We start from the raw sequence: 20,530 nt of genomic DNA, 5'->3' as shown, positions 1-20,530 counted from the left end.
CCGGTGTACAACCGAAAATCCCAATACTGCAATGTGGCTTTATAACCCACTAAGTTCATATAAAACCAAGTCGATCATGCCACACCCACCAATTCGGATCAGCTTTATAACCCACTAAGTTCATATAAAACAATGATCGATGAAACAACTTCAAGTTGGAAATACCTTGCTTTATAACCCACTAAGTTCATATAAAACTCGTCGAGTGCGACTAAGGCCATTTGATAATAGTTATCTTTATAACCCACTAAGTTCATATAAAACGATTTCATCATCACCGAACAGGTGAGTATTATCTTCTTTATAACCCACTAAGTTCATATAAAACGCTTTCGTTTTTTGCTCTAACACTTCTTCTTTGTCTTGCTTTATAACCCACTAAGTTCATATAAAACTTTATTACAGTTCTCGGACTCACTATGTCAGTCATCTTTATAACCCACTAAGTTCATATAAAACAGGTAAACTGAACACGTTGTTTTCCTCAGAATTTCAACTTTATAACCCACTAAGTTCATATAAAACTGCGAGCGCTAGTGGCGCAGGCGGGCGCTTTTTTGTCTTTATAACCCACTAAGTTCATATAAAACATGATAGGCGTTAGTGCCACGGCCGTTGACGTGCTTCTTTATAACCCACTAAGTTCATATAAAACAAGACTTCGATTCACCGTTTGTTCTCCTGACTTACTACTTTATAACCCACTAAGTTCATATAAAACCCTTCATTTTAGCCAACAAAAAACCTTAAAACAACGGGCTTTTTCACGATTGCCTGTCCTATCAAATGGCTTCATTTTGCAGTGGATCGCCAGTCGTGTATTTAGAATCACTTCAAAATAGCTTGAATCCCTTAAGGGGCAAGCGATTCGCTCATTTTACATCAAAACCGATTCACGGCAAACTGTGAATGTTTCGTCTCATTTTATCATTTATAAAAACAAGTCGGAAGGGTTTCTCTCATGGCCATGGATAATCTTCTTTAAATTTCTTGGATTGGCAACCTGATATAAATAGATAGAGTCTGACTCTCTTTTGATAATGGTATCGAGTTCAGCCATACATTTACTTAATGTTCCTTTTGTTATCTCTCCTTCAAATACGGAGTTTTGGGTCCAGTCCAGATATTTTCGCAGCGTTTTGCATACTTTTCCAACTCGCTTTTGGCCGACATCGTACGTTATAATGACAAACATGTTACCACCACGCTTTCAATGGCTTGTAGACTTCATCATCAATTACATGTTTGATCAGTTTATAGCATTCCAGTCGGATAAGATAACGGTACGTTGTTTTTCTCTTTAATTTTCGATGCATAATGCTTGTTTGCAAGCGTTCTTCCCAGGCTCGAATAAATCGTTTTTTCCCTTCTTCGTTTAAATAACAAACTTCGCCTTCTAAATAGTCAAAGTGCTTTTTCGTAATGATTTTTTTGTTAATTAAAGAAAGTATGAGTGGATCGACAATCAGTGGCTTAAAAATTTCTGCCAGGTCTAAGCTTAATGAGAAACGTTTGGTCGATGGTTCATGGAGAAAACTAACAGTTGGGTTTAACGATGTACGATAAATTTCCGATAATACTGTTTGGTACATCATAGTATTGCCAAAAGAAAGAAGAGCATTAATTGGATCATTGGGAGGTTGCTTCGTTCTTTTCGCAAAAGCAAAATCTTGTTTGATTAGTTGTCGGAAACCTTCATAATAATGCTTACGAATTTGCCCTTCTTTTCCCATCAACATTGTAATATCTGTGCAGGTTTGCAAACTTGATTGAACCCCCATGATTGCTTCGATAATATCTGACGTTTCTTCTTTTCGTTTGCGGAGATTCCGCAGCATATGATGAGTACCACCAGCAATAAACTGATGAGCTAAAAACAAGCGTTTGTATTTATGGTTATAATGTTCTGCTTGATTCACTATAAGAAAACCGGAGACATTTTTTGTACGTGGATAGTACGTCCCTGCATAAAAGCCGTAATAGTTGTAAATATGTAAACAAACATCATACTGGCTTAAGTAATTTAACAGTTTTGTATTCATATCCACTTCACCAAAGATATGGAGGTTACGAATTTTTTCAATAGGGAGTGGCTTACGACCACCCTCTTCTGCTACATAGTAAATAGTATTTTGTTTTCGCTGAAGCCGACCATTTGTGAAAACATAGTGGTCACGCATCATCATCATCCACCTCCAAAGCGTAACAAAAGGAATAATAGGCACATTTTTTGCAATAAGGAAGCCTTTTCACGACTGGCGGTTTTGGTTGTTTTGTTACCTCATAAGCCTCAGCGATTGCTTGTTTGACTTGTTGTTTTTCCTTTTCCCCAAGCACCATTTCAAGCGTTCGCTTTTCCTTTGTATAGCTAATTAGTCCTTTTTTCTTTACCCCTTTTTGATCAAGCTGGTAAAGGTAAAACAGCATTTGCATTTTATCCGAGTCTTTCATTCGGCTTGACAGTTTTACTTCCCGGACATATTCACCGTCGATGGCGTCAATTTTAAATGCGTTGTCTATGAGAATTTCCCTTGTTTCGACCCTTGGATAAGCTGTTTCGTGAAGCACCTTCCCTTCTGCGACTCGATCAGACTCATTTTCCATGGAAATGCCATGTTTAAACAGCCACAGTTTCCTTTTGCACAGCAAGAGATAGTGTATGTCCACCCCTCCAATCGTTTTCTCCTGCATAGTGCTCCCCTTTCCTTTTCTACGAAAAGAAACCATCTGCTTCTTCCGTTAATAATCCCAATTTTGTATCGTACCGGCATTCGGCTATATACAATCCTTTTATCCCATAGAAGTCACTTATGCTTAGATTTTTGAACTTATTTATGCTTACGGAGTATTGTTCAATCGTACGTCGAGCCTTTCGTTTTGCTCGTTTGATGTCCTCCTTCCGCTCAAATCGATTGTTGGCATTTTCCCAATCGTTGATCGCCTGCTGGACCTCATCCAATTCTAAGAACATGGCTGGAACCACCTGGTTTTGTTGAAAGTCTCGTAACAAAGATTGTGCTTTTTGTTTGCCAATTTCATAAAGAGGTCGAGATTTCAGTTGTCTCAATGTTTCATCAAACTCTGCTTTAAAGGCAGTGCCCACTAAAGCTTCTTCATCATACAAACGTTGAATCAACTCATGCTTTTTTGTTTCTAACAGTACACCACTCTGCTCACTTAGCAAGTCCAAACTGCGCTGATAAATGTCTTGATCATAAACGGAGCCGACACCACTCACGTCGTTAATCAAGATATAGACATTTGTCATATCTATTGGTTTTATCCCTTTGCGATTGCAGCGACCTAAGCGTTGAAACAGGCTATCAAGAGAAGCCATTTCGCTATAGAGTACGTCAAAATCAATGTCAAGGCTTGCTTCCACAAGCTGAGTTGTCACCCAAATGCCAGTACCCTCACTCTCAGCAAATGCGAGAATTTCTGCTTCTAAACGCTTTCGGTCCTTTTGGATAAACCGAGAATGAAGCAAGTGTGTATCAGGGTGATGGTTTACAACTTCTTGGTACAATGTTCTTGCCTGATCAACCGTATTGCAAATCATTAAGACTTTTTTCTTCTTCCCTGCTTCAGCCGCTTCTTGCGCACAATCGAGTATCGACTTTTCCCGAATCGAAACGTTATGCCGTTTAACCCGGTCATCTATAAATTCTCCATAGCGCAAAGGCTTGTTGGGCTGCTTTAATTCCCGCTGGAGCGCTTTATAATAAAAGTCAGGGAGTGTTGCTGTCATGATTAAAAAGGAACCGCCAATTTCATCGATCATGGCCATAGCGCGTACAAGCAGTGCAGCAATCTTTGGGTTATACGCTTGCAATTCATCAATAATTAGTTTGCAAGAAGCCATCGTCGCATATTCTTTTTCAAAACCGAGATAAAAGAAAGGAAATTTTAATACTTGGTCAATGGTAGAAACGACCAATTTATTGGCAAATTCTTTTGATTGCGCATGGACTTTTTCTAGCGTGGAATCGTCACCCTCTATCGTATCCAACAAATAGTCCAAGCTAGTAGAATGCAGAAGACCGGTTGCAGTCTCTCCATGGTCATCTGTTATTTGAGAGAACCCAATTTTATCTGGGTTAACAATCCGATCGTACATCGCATTTAAACTAACGCGAAGAGGCAACGTAAAAAACCCTTTTTCCTTTCCGAGCCAAAGCAATCCCGCTTCTGTTTTCCCCATCCCAGTCTGGGCCACAACAACAACATGCTTGTCTTGATGGGTCTCTGTAAACTGCTGCAGCTCTTTTTTCGCGCCATTAAACTCTCGCTCCATAAAACGGTTGACGTAATCGCCAACAGCCAAGTCATGACTTAATTCAATTGGGACATGAGCTGAGGCGGCGTGGTCTAGTCGGTGCAATAATCCTTTTAATAGTACATATCGATAAAAAATTGGACCGTGACTAGGGGTAAACCGTTGGGATGTGCTTATGCGATCAAACCGCTTTTGTTTCATTTTCCCTTCAATTTCAATCCCCATATGTGTACTCAACTCGTCACAAATCGGTAAAATATTTTCGCGATAGTTAGCGACCGCTTCTAACACGTTAACAGGGCGATCCCGTTCATGGTGATAAGCAATTGCCTGCATAACAAGTTTTTCCTCTTCTTTATCTAGACCTAGTTGCTTTACGGGGACAGCAAGGATAGATAAATAGTTGTGCTGCACGTCAAACGAAGAGGCCGCTTGAAGCAACGGCTTCCCTAAAGCGTTTCTTATTTTATTCTGAAAAAATGTATCTGCTTTTCCAACATCATGATAAAGCACCATGACTTTTAACAAGTACCAATCCCGCTCTGTTAAAGGTAGGCGATCCCCATACTTCACTTTCAATTGTTCATAACGTATAAATAGCTCTTCTGTATGCTCGCGAATGGTTTCTACAGGGTCAGATTTTGCAAAAAAGTCCATAAAAAAACTGCCTCCTAGTTAGCAAAAAAGAAGCCAGCTGTACTGACTTCTTTATTCATTTAATTATGAAGTAATATACAGTCTCCGTGTGAATCAATAAATGGTTCTTCTATCGTATAACCTGGTTGAACGTAACCAACAGCAATCTTATCCCATACCCTCACTTTTCCGCCTAAGGACCGATAGGTAGAATTTAGCTTATATGGTATGTAGTCACCTTCATCCAACCAATTTTCTGGAACAAAAGCACAGTAAGACTGCAAAGTCACATCGTCGTCTACTTGTTTAGCCTCCACCACCTCACACTCATCAACGCGGACAAGATCTTCCCAACGTCCGAGGCTCAGATGGCTGTCTGACGATAAAATGGCCTCTTTTAATTGATAAAGAACCTCTTCCTCCGCGCTTACATGAATCAGCAGTTCTACATCGTAGAGCAAATGCATGTAAATCGGCATTGAAGTCAAATCCTTAAATTCCCGTTCAATTCCTAGCCCGGCTGTCGTCAACACAAATTCCTCCGTCTTGCTGTTTTTGAAGAAATAATGCGTTTGGTAATCAGTTATAAGCGTATCGTACTTTCCTTGGATACTGTAACGCATGGGAATCAGAGAAGTGGCATTTAATGCCGCATGAAGCATTCCTTTTACAGTGGAATAAGGTGGCAAGGGATACGTTTCTGAAACTTTGAAAGCAAACGGTTTCTTATAACAAGCCGTTTCTTGGTAAAGCTTTAAACGAAGAACTTTCATTAACTTGTCACTCCGTAATACTGTGCCACTTCCTCTTTTAAATCCTTAAAGAATGCTTCTACTGTTCCCGCTTTGCCCTCAGCTGCTTGCTCAAATTGACTCTCATTTCCAAATTGACCTGTTACAAATCCAATTCGTGTATAATCGCCAATTCGGTCACTGCCAACTGTTGTATCCATCACATCCGCAATACTGTCTAAATTCAAGTCCCACGTCCGCGAATCAGGTCTTAGTTGAACACGGCCCAAAAAGAATGGATTCGCAACGGGATAAAGCCCACCAATGGCAAACAAAGGAGACAATGTTTCTTGCCGTCCGCGAATATGGCGATTTAATAATTTCACAACATCCAAGAATTGTTGGACACGGTCACATTTTGTTTCGGATGCTAGTTCTTCCCCCTGATCATTTCCGACTCTAGCTAAATCGATCGTAATTGTATACGCATACAAACTTTCATGCTGTTCAATGTTTGCTAAGTTGGCAGTTTCACCAATTCGTTCGGCCAGCCCCATATTCGTTAAAAACTCCATGTCGTGGCGGTATGGTTCAAGCGAAACAGCATGGGAAAGACGCACGACTGCTGGACGTTTGATTGATTTTTTTCCTGTTTTTAAATAGCCAAATAAGTCCATTTCCACTGAGTCCGCAATCGTTGCTTTATCTTTAAATTGAAGCGTACCCTTTGTTTTATCAACGGTGTCCAGATTCCACTCAAACAACTCGTTGCCAAGCCGGACAATGTCATAACGTAAACTTTGCCGAGACGCAAATGTATGAACATCGCCATTTCCACGATGAATTTTTTTCAATTCAGACACATTGCCAACGCCTTCCCCGTAGTTCAACGAATTTGCTTTAAAAACAACTGTAAATGAAAGTGCTTTACCCATTTGCTTTTGCCTCCTCTTTATTGTTGGAACGATCTTCTGCTAACAAGCCTGTTATAAATGCACTGGCAATTGTTTCAAAATCCAATCCTTGTTCCTTGTTAATGTCAGTGAAAATCGTTGGAATCGATAAACCGGTTCCCATATACATTCGGAATACAGTATCCATAAACGCATGCCGGTTTCCCGCTTTGACTGAATTTAAAAGCCTGTAGGCGATGCCTTCCAATTTCTTTTGGCCGCTCGCTTGATAAACGCCCGTTTCTTCTGTACTTGTTGATGGCCTTACATACTTGCTCCTTAACTCTGCGCCCTTCATAAAGATAAATGAAATTCTCTTATCCTGGTTTGTCAAATCGCTCACTCCCTTTTTCGCTTGATTTAACCGCTTTCTTTCCTTTACTGCTGAGAATGCCCCAACGGCATGAAAAGGCTCTTTTATCGCTACACGAATGTAGTCAAAAACCACTTGCTTTGTATCGATTCCTTTCATTGACATTCGTACAAAGCGATCACGTAATTCAGCGTGTTTAAATTGAAACAGCGAACGTCCGTGGTTATTTAAGTAATCTACTAGGTAGCTTGGCATATGGTAGTAGTCAAGAAGCGTCTTTTTTGCTTGATAGTTAGAGAAAAATTCGACGTACATGTACGATTGGGCCTTCTTTTCAGCTTTAACGGAGGCATCTCCTAGCACAGTCAAAATCGCCTCTCCAAATGTGGTGCCCTTTAATTGCCGTTCCGCGAATAATTGTTCATTCTGCTTCACAATTTCTGGAAACAATTGTTGCGAAAGAATCAAGCCTGAAAAGCGTAACGTCTCACTTGAAGTCGTTGATCCGACTTTTCGTGTATAGGTTGCTAAGCCAATCGGTACTAAAAATAGAAGTAACCGCGCTAATCCACTAATTGGCACAGGCGTGTTCCTGTTAAATTCCCAGTTAAAATTAGCCGCTTTCTCTTTCGATAACGCAAGTGGCGAAAACACCATTTCTTCAAAGGACTGTGTGGCAACGAGCCCTGGGACAAACGAACAAGGCAGTTGCTCTTCTGTAAAAAATGCATGAAGCGATTCAGGCGAAGATGCCTTTTTCAGTTTTTTAAGCCAATCCTTAAATGGCTTGTATTCTTCCCTCTCTTTTAAAAATGGAAGAAGTGTCTCTAACTGATAGCCGTCTTTCACCTGCTCATAAAATTCAAAATCCAACTCTGCGGCATAGACAAAGTCTTTATAAAATTGTTGTTCATGCGCCTCCCTTGTTTTAACATTAAAAGCAGGCTGCAAAAAGCTAGGCTGGCCATAAAGTGGGCCAAGGATAACTGCTTTAACATAATTTAATGTTAGCTTTTCATTGATAAAAGCGGTTGACATAATCTGTTTGTATTCGTTGACCGCTTCAGCTATGACTGAACCATCATCCTTTGCCTTAACTGCTTTAAGCTTGTCCAATAATGTTTTTAATTGGACGGCTTCATCTGTATCAGCAAAATACTTTTCGACTTTTTTCGCTTGTTCCCCCATCATCTTTCGAATTTCTTTAGCACAGTCCTTCACTGTTTCCGGCTTTTTGTTGGCTTGGTTAACATGCCATTGCATACGATCAACATCACGGTCTACAATGCTAAAATGGGTTAATAAATAATCAAAGTATTTTTTAGGAAGTTCCTTTAAATGATGCTTTCCCAAACTGACACCAGTGGAAGTGATCACTTCCTCCCCACATAGACGGACTACACCTATTAAGGCTGCTGTCATTACCCAATCTTCCGCCTCAATATGTATCACGCTCATGACTGCCCCCCTTCTCCGACATAGTCTAGCATCCCAAATCCTTGGGAAACTCGTTTTCCTAACCCACCTTGATAGAGAAGCAGCAAATCTTCTGGATGTCCGCTACACTGAAACACTCCTTGATAAGCAGTAAATGTCAAGTACCAATTAGCTTGACTTTCCCGGAACTTCGAATTGCTTTCCTTAATGACGCGCCTCTTTAGGTTGCCAGGCACAATCCGTAACTCTTGGTAAGGTTCACGGTTAGCGAGCGATTGAATCCGCAATGATGCGAAATAATTGAGCTCCTGTTCATAGTTTGGATCGCCTGGGTGGACGGGATTCCCATTCCTATCCTCAATCAGTATTGGAGAAAGGGATTTCAAAAAGATGGTGTTATTAAAAATGCTCGCTTCCGGTAGCCATTTCATCGTCGTACGTATCCACTCGTGTTCACCAGCTTGATAGCTTTGCAGTTTTTGTAAGCCATTAAAAAGATGGAGCATAAACGTCATATCAGGCGAACTGATAGTAACCGTCATTTCTGATAGATGAACTTCTTCCTTTTCGATAGAAAAATTCTTTAAAAAAACGGAATACGAAAAAGGCTTCATTTTTCTCGGTTCTTTCCCATAAAGCTCATTAAAATAAGCTTCATCGCCTCGCCTTATTGCTTCTTTAATAAAGCTTAGCACCACCAAACGATAGGCAATCGGTAATTTCTCTACTTTGTACGTTACCGCAATCCGCATAAGTCACCTCCGACAAGGAATTTATACCCATTATAAATATACCAAATTTTTGGTTACTCTAACAATAACCACTTGATTTCAAAACCGATAATTCTATCATAGTTTGATCGCTGACAGCTTGTGTCAGTAGTAAAAAATTTTTTTGAAGAAATTCTAGCCACGCTATCCCTACATATTTCTCATAATAAAAAAGACCTACAAACATTTAAGAAATATCTTTTTCGCTTATTTAGATTAATGGTAGAATAGGAGAAGGACATTTCACTGATTGCCGTGAATCGATTTTGATGAGGAATGGCTGAAGCCCTTACCCATTAAGGGATTCAGACTATTTTAAAATGATTCTAAACACACGACTGACGATCTACTGCAAAATGAAGCCATTTGATAGGACAAGCAATCGCGAAAAAGCCCGTTGCTTTAAGGGTTTTTGTTGGCTGAAAAGAAGGGTTTTATCTGAACTTAGTGGGTTATAAAGGCAAGCAGACTCAATAATTGAGCTCTTGCCTTTTGCGTTTTATCTGAACTTAGTGGGTTATAAAGTCAGAATACGGCCTTCCATTATTTTGAGCAAAAATCAGTTTTATCTGAACTTAGTGGGTTATAAAGGATACTGAAGATGCTGATCATGATGAACGGCAGCGTTTGTTTTATCTGAACTTAGTGGGTTATAAAGTCAGTACGTTTTAAAGTACGTTATAAAGCTGAAAGGTTTTATCTGAACTTAGTGGGTTATAAAGTCATGCACCGGGCCATAGAAAAATTCATCAACCCCGTTTTATCTGAACTTAGTGGGTTATAAAGCCAGATGTGAAATATCAAGCAGAGCTAGAAGAAATGTTTTATCTGAACTTAGTGGGTTATAAAGCAAGAATACGATTTTGATAAACTTGCAAACGAAGAAGTTTTATCTGAACTTAGTGGGTTATAAAGCCTAATGATTTCATCCTTCGTACTGCACAGCGGACAAGTTTTATCTGAACTTAGTGGGTTATAAAGCCGAAGCGTTTAAAAAGGCGCTTGGTAACGGAAACGTGTTTTATCTGAACTTAGTGGGTTATAAAGTCAACCCTCCTTAACAAATGGGAACATCTCATAACAGTTTTATCTGAACTTAGTGGGTTATAAAGTCAACGGAAGGCACGAAATTGTGCTCTCCAATTTTTGTTTTATCTGAACTTAGTGGGTTATAAAGCAGTATAAAAAGTAAAGGTGCGATACCGGTTGCGGAAAGTTTTATCTGAACTTAGTGGGTTATAAAGCTATTAATAGAACGTACATTCTCATATAATACAAACAAAGTTTTATCTGAACTTAGTGGGTTATAAAGTGTTAATGAACACAAATGTGTCAAATGAAGCTAGCCGTTTTATCTGAACTTAGTGGGTTATAAAGAGTAAAAGCAAGTAGTATCCTAGTCCCCGATCCAGAGTTTTATCTGAACTTAGTGGGTTATAAAGTCGGCACACTACGCTAAACCACACGAAAGGAGGCGAGTTTTATCTGAACTTAGTGGGTTATAAAGTTTATTGTTGTCTCGAAGCTTGCCTGTTTGTCACTAGTTTTATCTGAACTTAGTGGGTTATAAAGAAGGCAGCCTTTAAAGCTCTACGCACCATATGTTTTGTTTTATCTGAACTTAGTGGGTTATAAAGCTAAGGTTGCAGCTTAATACGATTTACTCAAATAGCCGTTTTATCTGAACTTAGTGGGTTATAAAGTAAAACTTCTTCCCGCTTTGCCCCAGCTTCCGCAGTGTTTTATCTGAACTTAGTGGGTTATAAAGACGGTTCCTCCGCGGTCACAGGAAACGCCATATCTGTTTTATCTGAACTTAGTGGGTTATAAAGAGACCTCTAGCTATTTGAGATTGCGTAGGGTAACATTGTTTTATCTGAACTTAGTGGGTTATAAAGCTAATTGTCGCGGGCCAATCCGTGTTTTTGCTCGTAGTTTTATCTGAACTTAGTGGGTTATAAAGCGCTAAACCAAATGTCGCCCTTTAACAGCTCAATTCCGCTTTATCTGAACTTAGTGGGTTATAAAGAAGAAACACGGCTCTCAGTAAGTAGTAAACCCAAGAAAGTTTTATCTGAACTTAGTGGGTTATAAAGACATTTATTTTCCCCCTTGTATAGTTTTCGCGTTAAAGTTTTATCTGAACTTAGTGGGTTATAAAGTGGAGCGTGTACACTGCGCCTCCCCTGTTAGATGTCGTTTTATCTGAACTTAGTGGGTTATAAAGTTTGTTGCTCGGCGCTAGGCGTATAGCCCGGCTGCACGTTTTATCTGAACTTAGTGGGTTATAAAGGCGTGTATTTAAGGTACCGAAGGAAACTGCCCAACAGTTTTATCTGAACTTAGTGGGTTATAAAGTTGATCGTCGTCTATTCGCCATGCAGCTCGACTTTATGTTTTATCTGAACTTAGTGGGTTATAAAGTCGAGGTCATCGAAAAGGAAACAGCAGAACTAGAGGCGCGTTTTATCTGAACTTAGTGGGTTATAAAGTGCTTATTTTCTATATCCGCTTCTAATGAGGAAACTGGTTTTATCTGAACTTAGTGGGTTATAAAGTTGCCGCCCGTCAATTAGACGCCCTCCTTCCGCCCGTGTTTTATCTGAACTTAGTGGGTTATAAAGCTGATTTTCTTCAAAAAGTGAATGTCTAGTATCCATGTTTTATCTGAACTTAGTGGGTTATAAAGTAGCTTGCCGCCTTGTGTGCAAAGAGAACAAATTCAGCGTTTTATCTGAACTTAGTGGGTTATAAAGTTGCATACAAGACGGAGTTTACACAGATGCAGCAAAGTTTTATCTGAACTTAGTGGGTTATAAAGGCCAAAGCTAGAGGAAGATAAGAATTTCGGCAAGTTGGTTTTATCTGAACTTAGTGGGTTATAAAGAAGAAAGAAGAAGTTATAGAGGAAGACATCGATGACAGTTTTATCTGAACTTAGTGGGTTATAAAGTAACATGCCGAAAGATCGCGCGTTGTTAGTTGACACGGTTTTATCTGAACTTAGTGGGTTATAAAGACGAAAGACCGCTAAAGGCAACGGAAAGCCCGCTAAGTTTTATCTGAACTTAGTGGGTTATAAAGTGACCATCATGCCCCCGCTGAAATCTTGCTCCTCAAAGTTTTATCTGAACTTAGTGGGTTATAAAGTTCACTTGCTTCCCTCCTTGCTAGTTCACTAGATAAGTTTTATCTGAACTTAGTGGGTTATAAAGTTGATTTTATTAGATTGTTAGAGACGTTTCGAAACACGTTTTATCTGAACTTAGTGGGTTATAAAGAAGGGGACAAAGGTGATCCAGGAGCAGACGCAGAACCGCGTTTTATATGAACGTAGTGGGTTATAAAGGGCACTAGTCGTCGATGGGATTTAAGGGCGAAGGCAAGTTTTATCTGAACTTAGTGGGTTATAAAGGAACGATTAATGCGCGTACGTTTATCGATGCTACCCGTTTTATCTGAACTTAGTGGGTTATAAAGTTAAGAGTTAGAGCGCAGGGAGCAGATGAAGGCATTGTTTTATCTGAACTTAGTGGGTTATAAAGTTGGCGAACTTCAAGTCGTTGCGCAGTATGGCGGAAGTTTTATCTGAACTTAGTGGGTTATAAAGCAGATTCTTTGGTGGACAGGTTCATCAATTCGGCTAGGTTTTATCTGAACTTAGTGGGTTATAAAGGTGCATTTGTCTCCAAATCAGCAAATCTTCAACACTGTTTTATCTGAACTTAGTGGGTTATAAAGGAGGTTGCGTTTGCAATAAAATCTTGCGCAAAAGAGGTTTTATCTGAACTTAGTGGGTTATAAAGCTGATCATCGTCTAATTCCCCATGCAATTCGACTTTCCGTTTTATCTGAACTTAGTGGGTTATAAATTTTATGGGCGCGTCTGCGTCTTCATTATTTGCCATATAGTTTTATATGAACGTAGTGGGTTATAAATGAGGATAAGAACAACCACATCATAAACGCCCTGAGGGTTTTATATGAACGTAGTGGGTTATAAATCTTCTTCGTCGTCATCTTCTTTAAACGCCCAGGCAAGTTTTATAGTAACCTAGTGGGTTATAAACCGAAGAGGACTTGTTATTTACATGCTTTTCAGGCTTTTTTATCCATTTTATCCCCTTCACTTCAAGCATCCAACCTTCTTTGACATAGTTATCCAGAACAAGGTACACTAGAAACTAGAGTCATAGGGAGGCGGTATTATGGGAAATGCGAGACGTGATTTGCAAAAAGTTGAACGGATTTTTACGATTTTAAACTTGCTGAGAGAGCGAGATACCATTACGGCAAGTGAGCTGGCTGAATATTGCGGCACAACACAACGAACCATCTATCGTGATATGGCGTTGCTTGAAAAAGTAGGTGTACATTATGTAACAGAAGGAAAAAGCGGTTATCGGCTTATTTCTGGACCTGTTATACCCCACCGCAAACTGACGCAAGAGGAATGGATGGCACTCACTGTTTACCCACTGGTAACAAATGATTTTCTTCATAATGACCACCCGGTACATGATGCCTATCGTTCTGGTTTCGAAAAATTGAAGGGGCTTACACGTGATTCCACTACCACGCAGTTGCTTGCTATGAGTGAGGAACTCGGCGATCGTATCCGCCTACATGATCAAGTTGGTCAGAAAGACACGAACCATGTCATGCCGCTTTTGTTTCAAGCAATAATTGAAAACAGAGCGATTGAAATAGAATATTACGCTATTTATCGTGATACGACCGCAAAGCGTGTGATATACCCTTACTACATTATTCCAAGGAATGGCCATTTGTACGTCCTTGCATATTGCACCATGCGAGAAGACTTCCGAACATTCCGCTTAAATCGATTTTTAGCAGTTATGCTTCAGGATGAGACCTTTGAAATAGACCCTACTTTTAATGTTGATGAGTATTTGGCCAAACGGTGGACGATTTTTGCTGACGATGCTTAGGAAACTACTTTTGTTGTTCGCTTCCACAAAGAGGTTGCCCGTTATGTCGATGAATATATATTTTATACAGAAACTATGATCAAAAAAGAAAAAGACGGATCTATCCTTCTTCAAGCAACAGTCAAAAGCCGGAAGGAATTCCTTCGCTGGATACGCGGGTTTGGGCTTAATGCCGAAGTGCTTGAACCGGTTGAGGTTAGAGAAACCTTACATGCAGAGTACCGTCAGCTAATGGAGCGCTATCAATTTGCCGATAGGGGTATCAAGGAAGGAACGGCTTTAAACCTCTAGACTGGTAAAACTCATTCACAAGTAGCGCAAAAAATTGAGTTTATCGCGTTTGCCTTTACGTATACATAAAATCTTGGCTATCAGCTGTATTTTTAAGCTTCAGGAGCCTATAGTTGTGCATAAAATTGACATCCACTTTTTTAAGCACAATAAAGCGATCATTTAAGAGATTTCCTCTTCCCTTACGAGCGCCGATACCGTTTCTCTTTTTTTATCTCTTTCGATTTGCAGCAAACGCCATTTGGCAAAGAAGCGTGTACGGGCAACGAGATTGTCTTCGTTATCATGTTTTATGCATTCTAGATGCTGGCTAGTTGAACGTGCCAAAGCGAGGGCTGTATGCGACGTATGCTGGGTGCACACAATGGTTAGTGCTGATTTCTTGCAAGCATTGCGAATCGTTTCGGCCCCATCTTCATATGGGTTGCAAATAGTCACATGTACACCGTATTGTTCTAAACGTTTTTTATATTGTTGCATGCGTTGTGCACCTATTAAACATACGCGAAATGTGCCTATTGGAATTAGCAATGGCTTGTCTTTAACTTGTTGTTTTTTGACTTTTCGTTTGCAACGTCTCATTTGTTTTGGCATTGCGCTGTAGGCCTTGATGATTTCTACTTTATTTTCAGAAACACGCTTTGCTTTGACGGGCAACTCGCTACGATCCCCTTCATGTTGGGGCTCAATTTGATAAACTTGACCATCTAAGTCTCGAAACAGAAGACTTTCTGTTTGTTGCTGCCTAAAGGTAGTACCAAATAACCCTCTGGGCCTGGCTCTTCTGGTGTTTGTTGCTTGTTTTGCTTTTTCTGCCGATTGGCCAATGTTTCGATGTCTTGCACCAGCTCTGCAAAAAGGTGTCGGCCGTTCGGCAAATAACTTTGTATTGTTTCAATTGTTAGCTGTTGGCGCAACTGTTGGTGCATCTCGAACACGGTCGGTTCTTTCTTTTTCTTTAATCGCCGGATACAGCGTTGTAATTGTCGGACTTCCTCTTTTCGTTTTTTTAGTTGTTGTTGCAATCGGTCGTCGGGAGGTTGCTGTTGTGCAATCAGCTGCTTCATTTGTTCTTTTAATGCCTTGTTCTCTCTTTCTAGATTACCAATCTTCTTAAGATGATTGTGATGTAACGCTAGTTGGTTACGAGCTTGTCCTATTTCGTTTTGCAGGTCTAGCAGTTCCCGTTTTAGCGATTGATTCTCTTCCGTTATAGAGGCCGACGTTTCTTTCACTATTTTTCCGGCTGCTTTTGCTTGTTCAAGCTGCTTGCTTAATTGGCTAACTTGTTTTTTAAGTTTCCCCGTCTGTGCTTCTTTTTTTGTGAGTATAGCCGTTGTTTGCTCAATCTTCTTTTCCATATGAAGTAACTGCTTTGATAAACGCTTCCGTTTTTTCCTTTCTATCTGCAACCGTTCGCTAATGGACATTGTCGGTTGATCCTGTGATACAGATGGTTGCTTAACCTGTTTCATTTTCGCACGGAATTGGGCTTGAACCGCATTTTTGTGTTCTTTCTCCCTGTCTTTTATTTGCTTGGCTTTTTCCCTCATTTTTGCTCGACTCATATCTAACCCTCGCTTTCAAATGTTTTTCTAATCATGATACAAACTCTCCTGACAAGGAATGTCAGGTTTCGCCATTCTTTTATACGAAAGAAGAACTAAACATGTTTAACACACCAAAAAACACGCTAGCTCCCTAAGCGTGTTTTTAAAAATGTTTCGCCGTATTTCCTTTTCAAAAGCTTCTTATTGATGTAACCGGCTTAACTGCTGGCCTTCATTTACTTAGCGCTGTTGCCAAACAATGCGAAAACGGCAACAGCCGAAAGCAGTCCGACGACTGCTTCTTAATAGCAAAACCCCAGTTGGGCGTTTTTTGTCCCGACTGGGGTTTTATGGATGATAGGTCTTCGATCAATCGCTTTTCTACGTTAAAGCGCAGCAAAATAGTAACAATGGTCCTCTACTTTGTGCAATTCGACTCGGTCGCCTATCTGGACCGGCCCATTTAGCATCCTTCCTGTCACGCGCAGGCCGTGCTCCATCTCAACGAGTACGATCAAATAAGGTGCTTGTTGTGCGAATTGTTTTGGTGCTGCATAAATCTCTGTATAAGAGTACACGTTGCCTTTGCCGCTTAGGTCAATGGAATCGAGGTTGTCACGGTCACAATCAGGACAGTAGCTTCTTCCACTGTGAAATAAACGACCGCAATCAGGGCATCGGCTTGCTGTCATATTCATAGCTCTTTAGCTCCCTTCCTTAGCGAATAAGTGGACAACCGAATACGCGCCAGTGCCGCCTAAGTTTTGGGCAAGACCAATGCGCGCTCCATCTACTTGATTGCAGGCAGTGCCGTTTAGCTGTTCTGCGATTTGTACGATTTGGGCGATGCCTGTGGCGCCGATAGGGTGGCCTTTTGATAGCAGCCCTCCGCTTGTATTCACAGGAACGTTGCCACCATGCTGGGTCAGGCCTTGCTCCACTGCTTCCCAGCCTTTGCCTCTTTCGGCAAAGCCAAGCTCCTCAGTCGCAATCAGTTCGGTAATGGAAAAACAGTCATGAAGCTCGACCACATCAATGTCTCCCGGACCGAGTCCGGCTTGTGCATAAGCTTGCTGGGCGGCTAAATGGGTTGCTTCGATTCTTAGCAAGTTGTCGACTTCCTGCATGAGCGGCGTGCCGCTCGCTTGGCCTGATGACAACACATGGACGCCTGATTCACTTTTTTGCAGGACGACCGCTGCCGCTCCGTCGGAAATCGGTGAACAGTCGAGCAACCGCAACGGGTTAGTAACCGGCCTTGCCGTTAACACATCTTCTAAACAAATGGCCTTTTGAAATTGGGCGATTGGATTTGCTTGGGCGTACATCCGGTTTTTCAAGGCGACCATGGCCAAATGTTTTCGTTGTGCTCCATATTCGTGGATATAGCGATTGGCCACAGCGCCAAAATAGCCTGGGAATGTTAGCCCCGTCGCGCTTTCGTTCGATTCTGCGTCCATTGCTGCGTTAATGGCATTAGTGACGGTCTCTGTATCAACGTTTGTCATTTTTTCAACGCCTGCGACAAGGACAGCGTTGTATTCGCCGGCTTTTATAAGTTGGTATGCTTGCCTAAAAGCAATGCCTCCAGAAGCACAGGCGCCTTCTACTTTCATTGCTGGAATGGGGCCTAGGCCTAACTCATTGGCAAGGATCGCTCCGAGAATTTCTTGCTGGGAAAGGGTCCCGCCTAAAAAGTTGCCGACAAAGACAGCATTGATTTTCGGCCTGCCTGCAGCAGCCAATGCTTGACGGCTTGCTTCTACTAACAGCGCCTTAATCGATTCGCTCCTTCTTCCAAACACCGTTCGTCCAGTGCCAGTTACAGACACTTGCCCCATGTTCAGACACCTGCCTTTTTGTATTGGTTTCGCAATGTTTTCCGCACTATCTTTCCATAGCTGTTTTTTGGCAGTTCCTGTACAAATTCAATTACTTTCGGCTTTTTATAACGGGCCAAATGCTCCGTACAATGGACAATGAGCGCTTCTTCCGTGACAGGGGCAGCGCCAGCCTGCAAGACGACATGGGCACAAATCCGTTCTCCCCATTTTTCATCTGGGCCACCGAAGACGCACGTTTCTTTCACAGCTGGATGTTGATTGAGCACTTCTTCGACTTCTCGCGGATAGACGTTCAGACCGCCGGTAATGATAACGTCCTTGGCCCGATCCATAAGATGCAAGTAGCCTTTGTCGTCAAGCCAGCCTAAGTCGCCGGTATAAAACCAGCCATCCCTTATTGCTTCAGCCGTTGCTGTTTCATTCTGCCAATAGCCTTTCATCACAAGCGAGCCACGGCAGGCGACTTCGCCGATTTCGCCAACGGGCGCCTCTTCGCCGTTTGCCGCGACGATTTTCACTTCTGCAAATGGCCCGATCGCCCCACAAGAGCTCGGCCTCGCCCCGAGCTGCTGTTTTGGCATTATCGTAATTGCCATTGGCGCTTCAACGAGGCCATACGTTTCCGCAAGCTTTGGACCGAGAGCCGTTAATGCTTTTTGCAATTTAGGGACGGCAATCGGCGCGCCAGCCATATTAATCGATTTAAGGCTTCGCAATTTAACAGGATCAAAGCACGGGTCATGAATCATTAAGTTGACGAGTGTCGGCACCATGAACATTACCGTCACTTGATGTTCTTCCAATTCATCGATAAATCCGCTCGGCTCAAACTTTTTAAAGACGACTTGCTTCAGCCCATAGAACCATGCGGTTTGCGCTAAAAAGTTCGTTCCGTGCGTTAAAGGGGCGACATGCCCGATCGTGTCGCCATACGTGATCTCACAGGCTTGAATAAGTGAAAGCGCGCCCGCTATCATGTTTCTGTGTGTGAGCATCGCCCCTTTCGGTTTCCCAGTTGTGCCTGATGTGTACATAATCGCAAAAAGGTCGTCTTCTTCAACAGCGGTATCGGGAAAATCGTCGCTTTGAGTTTGTAAAAACGGTTCGTACGCTTCCTCTACGTCGATTCGTTCGACGTTCACGGAGAGGCCTGCCAGCAACTGCCTCTCGCCAATGACGACGCTCGCTCCTGCATTTTCAATGATATAAGTCGCTTCTTTTGGATGGAGGCGGTAGTTGACTGGTACTTTCACTAGTCCAGCAAATGCGACCGCCGCATCGATTTCAATATGCTCCTTGCGGTTGGACATGAGCGTAGCCACTCGGTCCCCTTTTTTTAATCCACTTTGCAATAAAGCATTGGCGAGCTGGCAGGCGCGTTTCTTTAACTGGCCAAACGTAAGCGCCCCTCCTTCATCGATGACGGCAATGTTATCAACATGCTGGAGCATGGCTTTTTTGGCAAGCGCTCCAATCGTTTCCATTTAATCCCCTCCTACATCGCTATGGTGAAAATTGATAACCTTGTAACCTAGACTCGGATCGTAGTGGCGTTTCCCCGTTACATGGCCAGCGCTAATGACGCAATATTCTGCCGTAATGCATACTTTGTTGTAACCCCTTAAAAAATGGCCCGCCCATACCGTTTCATCTTGTTTTTCAATAATGCCATGTAAATGAAGATCCAGTTTTCCATGCTCATCTTCACAAATAAACCCAGTTGCTTGAATCAGTTCCACCGGTTCAGCAATAACGGTAGGTGGGGCATAGCCGTCTGTACGCCCGTTTTTCATTTTAAAAACCGTGAAACCGGCTTGCTTCAGCGAGCCAATGCAGGTGACCATCCCTGAACGAATGCCGTTTTGTTCACATAACTCAAGGATTTTGTCCATCAAGTCTTCTCCAGCACAAATCGAACCGAAATAGGTTTGGCTCTCCGACGCCTTAAAGAGATGAGATACACGCTCCTTCATTTCATCACTCCCTCTTGTTATCCGATCGCACTTCCTCCGCATACTTTTAATACTTCGCCTGTCACATAGTCGGCTTGGGGAGACGCTAAATAGACAACGGCTGCTGCAATATCTTCTGGCGTTCCCATCCGTTGGATCACTTGATTGGCCAATGGGTAGTTCATTCCTTTCGTGATCTCCGTTGCTACTGGGCCTGGCGCAATGCTGTTGCATGTAATCCCTAAACGGCCTACTTCTTTGGCGACCCAGCGGGTAAACGCAATCACGCCACCTTTGGAGGCCGCATAAGCCGGCCCTGATCGCTCCGCTTTTTCGCCCTCATTAAAGGCAAAAGGGCCGCCCATAATACCAGAGATCGAACTAATGTTAATGATTTTGCCGTTGCCTTGTTGTTTCATATACGGATAGATCGCTGTCTGTGTCATTAAAAAGGTCCCGCGCAAATTTGTGTCAATGTCTCGATGCCACATTTCATCTGTCATCGATTCCAAGTCGTAACGGCAACAAGTGCCGGCATTGTTGACGACAACATCCATTCGGCCGAATTGGCGATAAACCGCCTTCATCAGGCCTTCCACTTCATCGCGATTTTTTACGTCTACCTCATAACAAACAACTTGGGCAGCAGCAACATCGTTTGCAATCGTTTCCTTTGTCTGTTCACAAGACAGCACATCGACTAAAACGACATCGGCTCCTTCCCTAGCTAATTCAATTGCAGCAGCGGCGCCAATTCCCCGTGCAGCTCCTGTTACGATTGAGACTTTCCCTACCATTTTCGACATTTCTGTCCACTCCTTTTTA

The 20,530-nt window shown here is 42.0% G+C and carries 16 protein-coding genes, 1 pseudogene and 2 CRISPR repeat arrays (1 of these 19 only partly in view); of the genes and pseudogenes, 2 read left to right on the top strand and 15 right to left on the bottom strand.

The genetic code is table 11. From position 1 onward, the window contains the following. Nucleotides 1-721: direct repeats of the CRISPR family, unit length 29 nt; unit sequence CTTTATAACCCACTAAGTTCATATAAAAC; it reaches 3,844 nt to the left of the window's first position. A gap of 210 nt (nucleotides 722-931) precedes the next feature. From cas2 to cas6, 8 genes are read right to left on the bottom strand one after another with little or no spacing between them, the layout of a single operon-like run. Then, entirely contained in the window at nucleotides 932-1,195 is a 264-nt protein-coding gene (cas2, locus tag N6H06_RS02700) for a CRISPR-associated endonuclease Cas2 (RefSeq protein ID WP_062745430.1), read from the bottom strand. Between the two features lies 1 nt (nucleotide 1,196). Continuing rightward, on the bottom strand, nucleotides 1,197-2,183 hold the full coding sequence (gene cas1b, locus N6H06_RS02695; RefSeq protein ID WP_213028947.1) for a type I-B CRISPR-associated endonuclease Cas1b: 987 nt from the start codon (nucleotides 2,181-2,183) through the stop codon (nucleotides 1,197-1,199). Beyond that, entirely contained in the window at nucleotides 2,173-2,691 is a 519-nt protein-coding gene (gene cas4, locus N6H06_RS02690; protein WP_263705565.1) for a CRISPR-associated protein Cas4, read from the bottom strand. Before cas4 ends, cas1b begins: the two co-directional genes overlap by 11 nt. A 19-nt stretch (nucleotides 2,692-2,710) precedes the next feature. After that, nucleotides 2,711-4,933, bottom strand: a complete 2,223-nt coding sequence (cas3, locus tag N6H06_RS02685) for a CRISPR-associated helicase Cas3' (protein WP_263705564.1) — start codon at nucleotides 4,931-4,933, stop codon at nucleotides 2,711-2,713. Nucleotides 4,934-4,992: 59 nt separating this feature from the next. Beyond that, nucleotides 4,993-5,685 carry a type I-B CRISPR-associated protein Cas5b gene (gene cas5b, locus N6H06_RS02680; RefSeq protein WP_263705563.1) on the bottom strand — a complete coding sequence of 231 codons (693 nt, stop codon included), beginning with the start codon at nucleotides 5,683-5,685 and terminating at the stop codon, nucleotides 4,993-4,995. Next, nucleotides 5,685-6,578 (bottom strand): type I-B CRISPR-associated protein Cas7/Cst2/DevR, encoded by an 894-nt coding sequence (cas7i, locus tag N6H06_RS02675; RefSeq protein ID WP_263705562.1) that lies wholly within the window; start codon nucleotides 6,576-6,578, stop codon nucleotides 5,685-5,687. Before cas7i ends, cas5b begins: the two co-directional genes overlap by 1 nt. Continuing rightward, complete coding sequence (locus tag N6H06_RS02670; protein WP_263705561.1) at nucleotides 6,571-8,367, bottom strand: hypothetical protein; 1,797 nt, start codon at nucleotides 8,365-8,367, stop codon at nucleotides 6,571-6,573. Before N6H06_RS02670 ends, cas7i begins: the two co-directional genes overlap by 8 nt. Then, nucleotides 8,364-9,098, bottom strand: a complete 735-nt coding sequence (gene cas6, locus N6H06_RS02665) for a CRISPR-associated endoribonuclease Cas6 (protein WP_263705560.1) — start codon at nucleotides 9,096-9,098, stop codon at nucleotides 8,364-8,366. Before cas6 ends, N6H06_RS02670 begins: the two co-directional genes overlap by 4 nt. A gap of 449 nt (nucleotides 9,099-9,547) precedes the next feature. Next, a CRISPR array of direct repeats spans nucleotides 9,548-13,186; the repeat unit is 29 nt; unit sequence GTTTTATCTGAACTTAGTGGGTTATAAAG. A 138-nt stretch (nucleotides 13,187-13,324) separates the two neighbouring features. On the opposite strand from cas6, the gene N6H06_RS02660 reads away from it, so the two are divergent. After that, nucleotides 13,325-14,068, top strand: coding sequence for a helix-turn-helix transcriptional regulator (locus N6H06_RS02660; protein WP_450103991.1), 744 nt, complete (start codon nucleotides 13,325-13,327; stop codon nucleotides 14,066-14,068). A gap of 18 nt (nucleotides 14,069-14,086) precedes the next feature. Continuing rightward, a pseudogene (locus N6H06_RS23225) lies at nucleotides 14,087-14,359 on the top strand (WYL domain-containing protein); the annotation flags it as partial. Between the two features lie 162 nt (nucleotides 14,360-14,521). On the opposite strand, the gene N6H06_RS02655 reads toward N6H06_RS23225, so the two are convergent. From N6H06_RS02655 to N6H06_RS02625, 7 genes are all read right to left on the bottom strand, one after another. Beyond that, nucleotides 14,522-15,016: a hypothetical protein gene (locus tag N6H06_RS02655; RefSeq protein ID WP_263705559.1), complete on the bottom strand. Its 495-nt coding sequence runs from the start codon at nucleotides 15,014-15,016 to the stop codon at nucleotides 14,522-14,524. Between the two features lie 50 nt (nucleotides 15,017-15,066). Further along, nucleotides 15,067-15,927: a coiled-coil domain-containing protein gene (locus tag N6H06_RS02650; RefSeq protein ID WP_263705558.1), complete on the bottom strand. Its 861-nt coding sequence runs from the start codon at nucleotides 15,925-15,927 to the stop codon at nucleotides 15,067-15,069. A 368-nt stretch (nucleotides 15,928-16,295) separates the two neighbouring features. Beyond that, on the bottom strand, nucleotides 16,296-16,607 hold the full coding sequence (locus N6H06_RS02645; RefSeq protein WP_064505253.1) for a Zn-ribbon domain-containing OB-fold protein: 312 nt from the start codon (nucleotides 16,605-16,607) through the stop codon (nucleotides 16,296-16,298). Between the two features lie 6 nt (nucleotides 16,608-16,613). Continuing rightward, a complete protein-coding gene (locus N6H06_RS02640) occupies nucleotides 16,614-17,750 on the bottom strand; it encodes a thiolase domain-containing protein (protein ID WP_263705557.1) in 1,137 nt (378 codons plus the stop codon). Between the two features lie 2 nt (nucleotides 17,751-17,752). Continuing rightward, the gene (locus N6H06_RS02635) at nucleotides 17,753-19,237 is read right to left on the bottom strand and encodes a class I adenylate-forming enzyme family protein (protein ID WP_263705556.1); all 1,485 of its coding nucleotides are present in this window, start codon (nucleotides 19,235-19,237) and stop codon (nucleotides 17,753-17,755) included. Continuing rightward, a complete protein-coding gene (locus N6H06_RS02630; protein WP_263705555.1) occupies nucleotides 19,238-19,726 on the bottom strand; it encodes a PPC domain-containing DNA-binding protein in 489 nt (162 codons plus the stop codon). Nucleotides 19,727-19,743: 17 nt separating this feature from the next. Then, a complete protein-coding gene (locus N6H06_RS02625; RefSeq protein WP_062745406.1) occupies nucleotides 19,744-20,511 on the bottom strand; it encodes an SDR family NAD(P)-dependent oxidoreductase in 768 nt (255 codons plus the stop codon). Nucleotides 20,512-20,530: the final 19 nt, after the last annotated feature.

It is taken from the genome of Shouchella tritolerans (genome assembly GCF_025770735.1).
GTDB classification, from domain to species: domain Bacteria; phylum Bacillota; class Bacilli; order Bacillales; family Bacillaceae_D; genus Shouchella; species Shouchella tritolerans.
The sequence above is the reverse complement of the archived record's forward strand: the minus strand, read 5'-3'. Positions and strand labels throughout refer to the sequence as shown.

Excerpts from the sequence above, each read along its gene's own strand:
- cas2 (WP_062745430.1), bottom strand. The coding sequence starts at position 1,195 with ATGTTTGTCATTATAACGTACGATGTCGGCCAAAAGCGAGTTGGAAAA.
- cas1b (WP_213028947.1), bottom strand. The coding sequence starts at position 2,183 with ATGATGCGTGACCACTATGTTTTCACAAATGGTCGGCTTCAGCGAAAA.
- cas4 (WP_263705565.1), bottom strand. The coding sequence starts at position 2,691 with ATGCAGGAGAAAACGATTGGAGGGGTGGACATACACTATCTCTTGCTG.
- cas3 (WP_263705564.1), bottom strand. The coding sequence starts at position 4,933 with ATGGACTTTTTTGCAAAATCTGACCCTGTAGAAACCATTCGCGAGCAT.
- cas5b (WP_263705563.1), bottom strand. The coding sequence starts at position 5,685 with ATGAAAGTTCTTCGTTTAAAGCTTTACCAAGAAACGGCTTGTTATAAG.
- cas7i (WP_263705562.1), bottom strand. The coding sequence starts at position 6,578 with ATGGGTAAAGCACTTTCATTTACAGTTGTTTTTAAAGCAAATTCGTTG.
- N6H06_RS02670 (WP_263705561.1), bottom strand. The coding sequence starts at position 8,367 with ATGAGCGTGATACATATTGAGGCGGAAGATTGGGTAATGACAGCAGCC.
- cas6 (WP_263705560.1), bottom strand. The coding sequence starts at position 9,098 with ATGCGGATTGCGGTAACGTACAAAGTAGAGAAATTACCGATTGCCTAT.
- N6H06_RS02660 (WP_450103991.1), top strand. The coding sequence starts at position 13,325 with ATGGGAAATGCGAGACGTGATTTGCAAAAAGTTGAACGGATTTTTACG.
- N6H06_RS02650 (WP_263705558.1), bottom strand. The coding sequence starts at position 15,927 with ATGAGTCGAGCAAAAATGAGGGAAAAAGCCAAGCAAATAAAAGACAGG.
- N6H06_RS02645 (WP_064505253.1), bottom strand. The coding sequence starts at position 16,607 with ATGAATATGACAGCAAGCCGATGCCCTGATTGCGGTCGTTTATTTCAC.
- N6H06_RS02640 (WP_263705557.1), bottom strand. The coding sequence starts at position 17,750 with ATGGGGCAAGTGTCTGTAACTGGCACTGGACGAACGGTGTTTGGAAGA.
- N6H06_RS02635 (WP_263705556.1), bottom strand. The coding sequence starts at position 19,237 with ATGGAAACGATTGGAGCGCTTGCCAAAAAAGCCATGCTCCAGCATGTT.
- N6H06_RS02630 (WP_263705555.1), bottom strand. The coding sequence starts at position 19,726 with ATGAAGGAGCGTGTATCTCATCTCTTTAAGGCGTCGGAGAGCCAAACC.
- N6H06_RS02625 (WP_062745406.1), bottom strand. The coding sequence starts at position 20,511 with ATGTCGAAAATGGTAGGGAAAGTCTCAATCGTAACAGGAGCTGCACGG.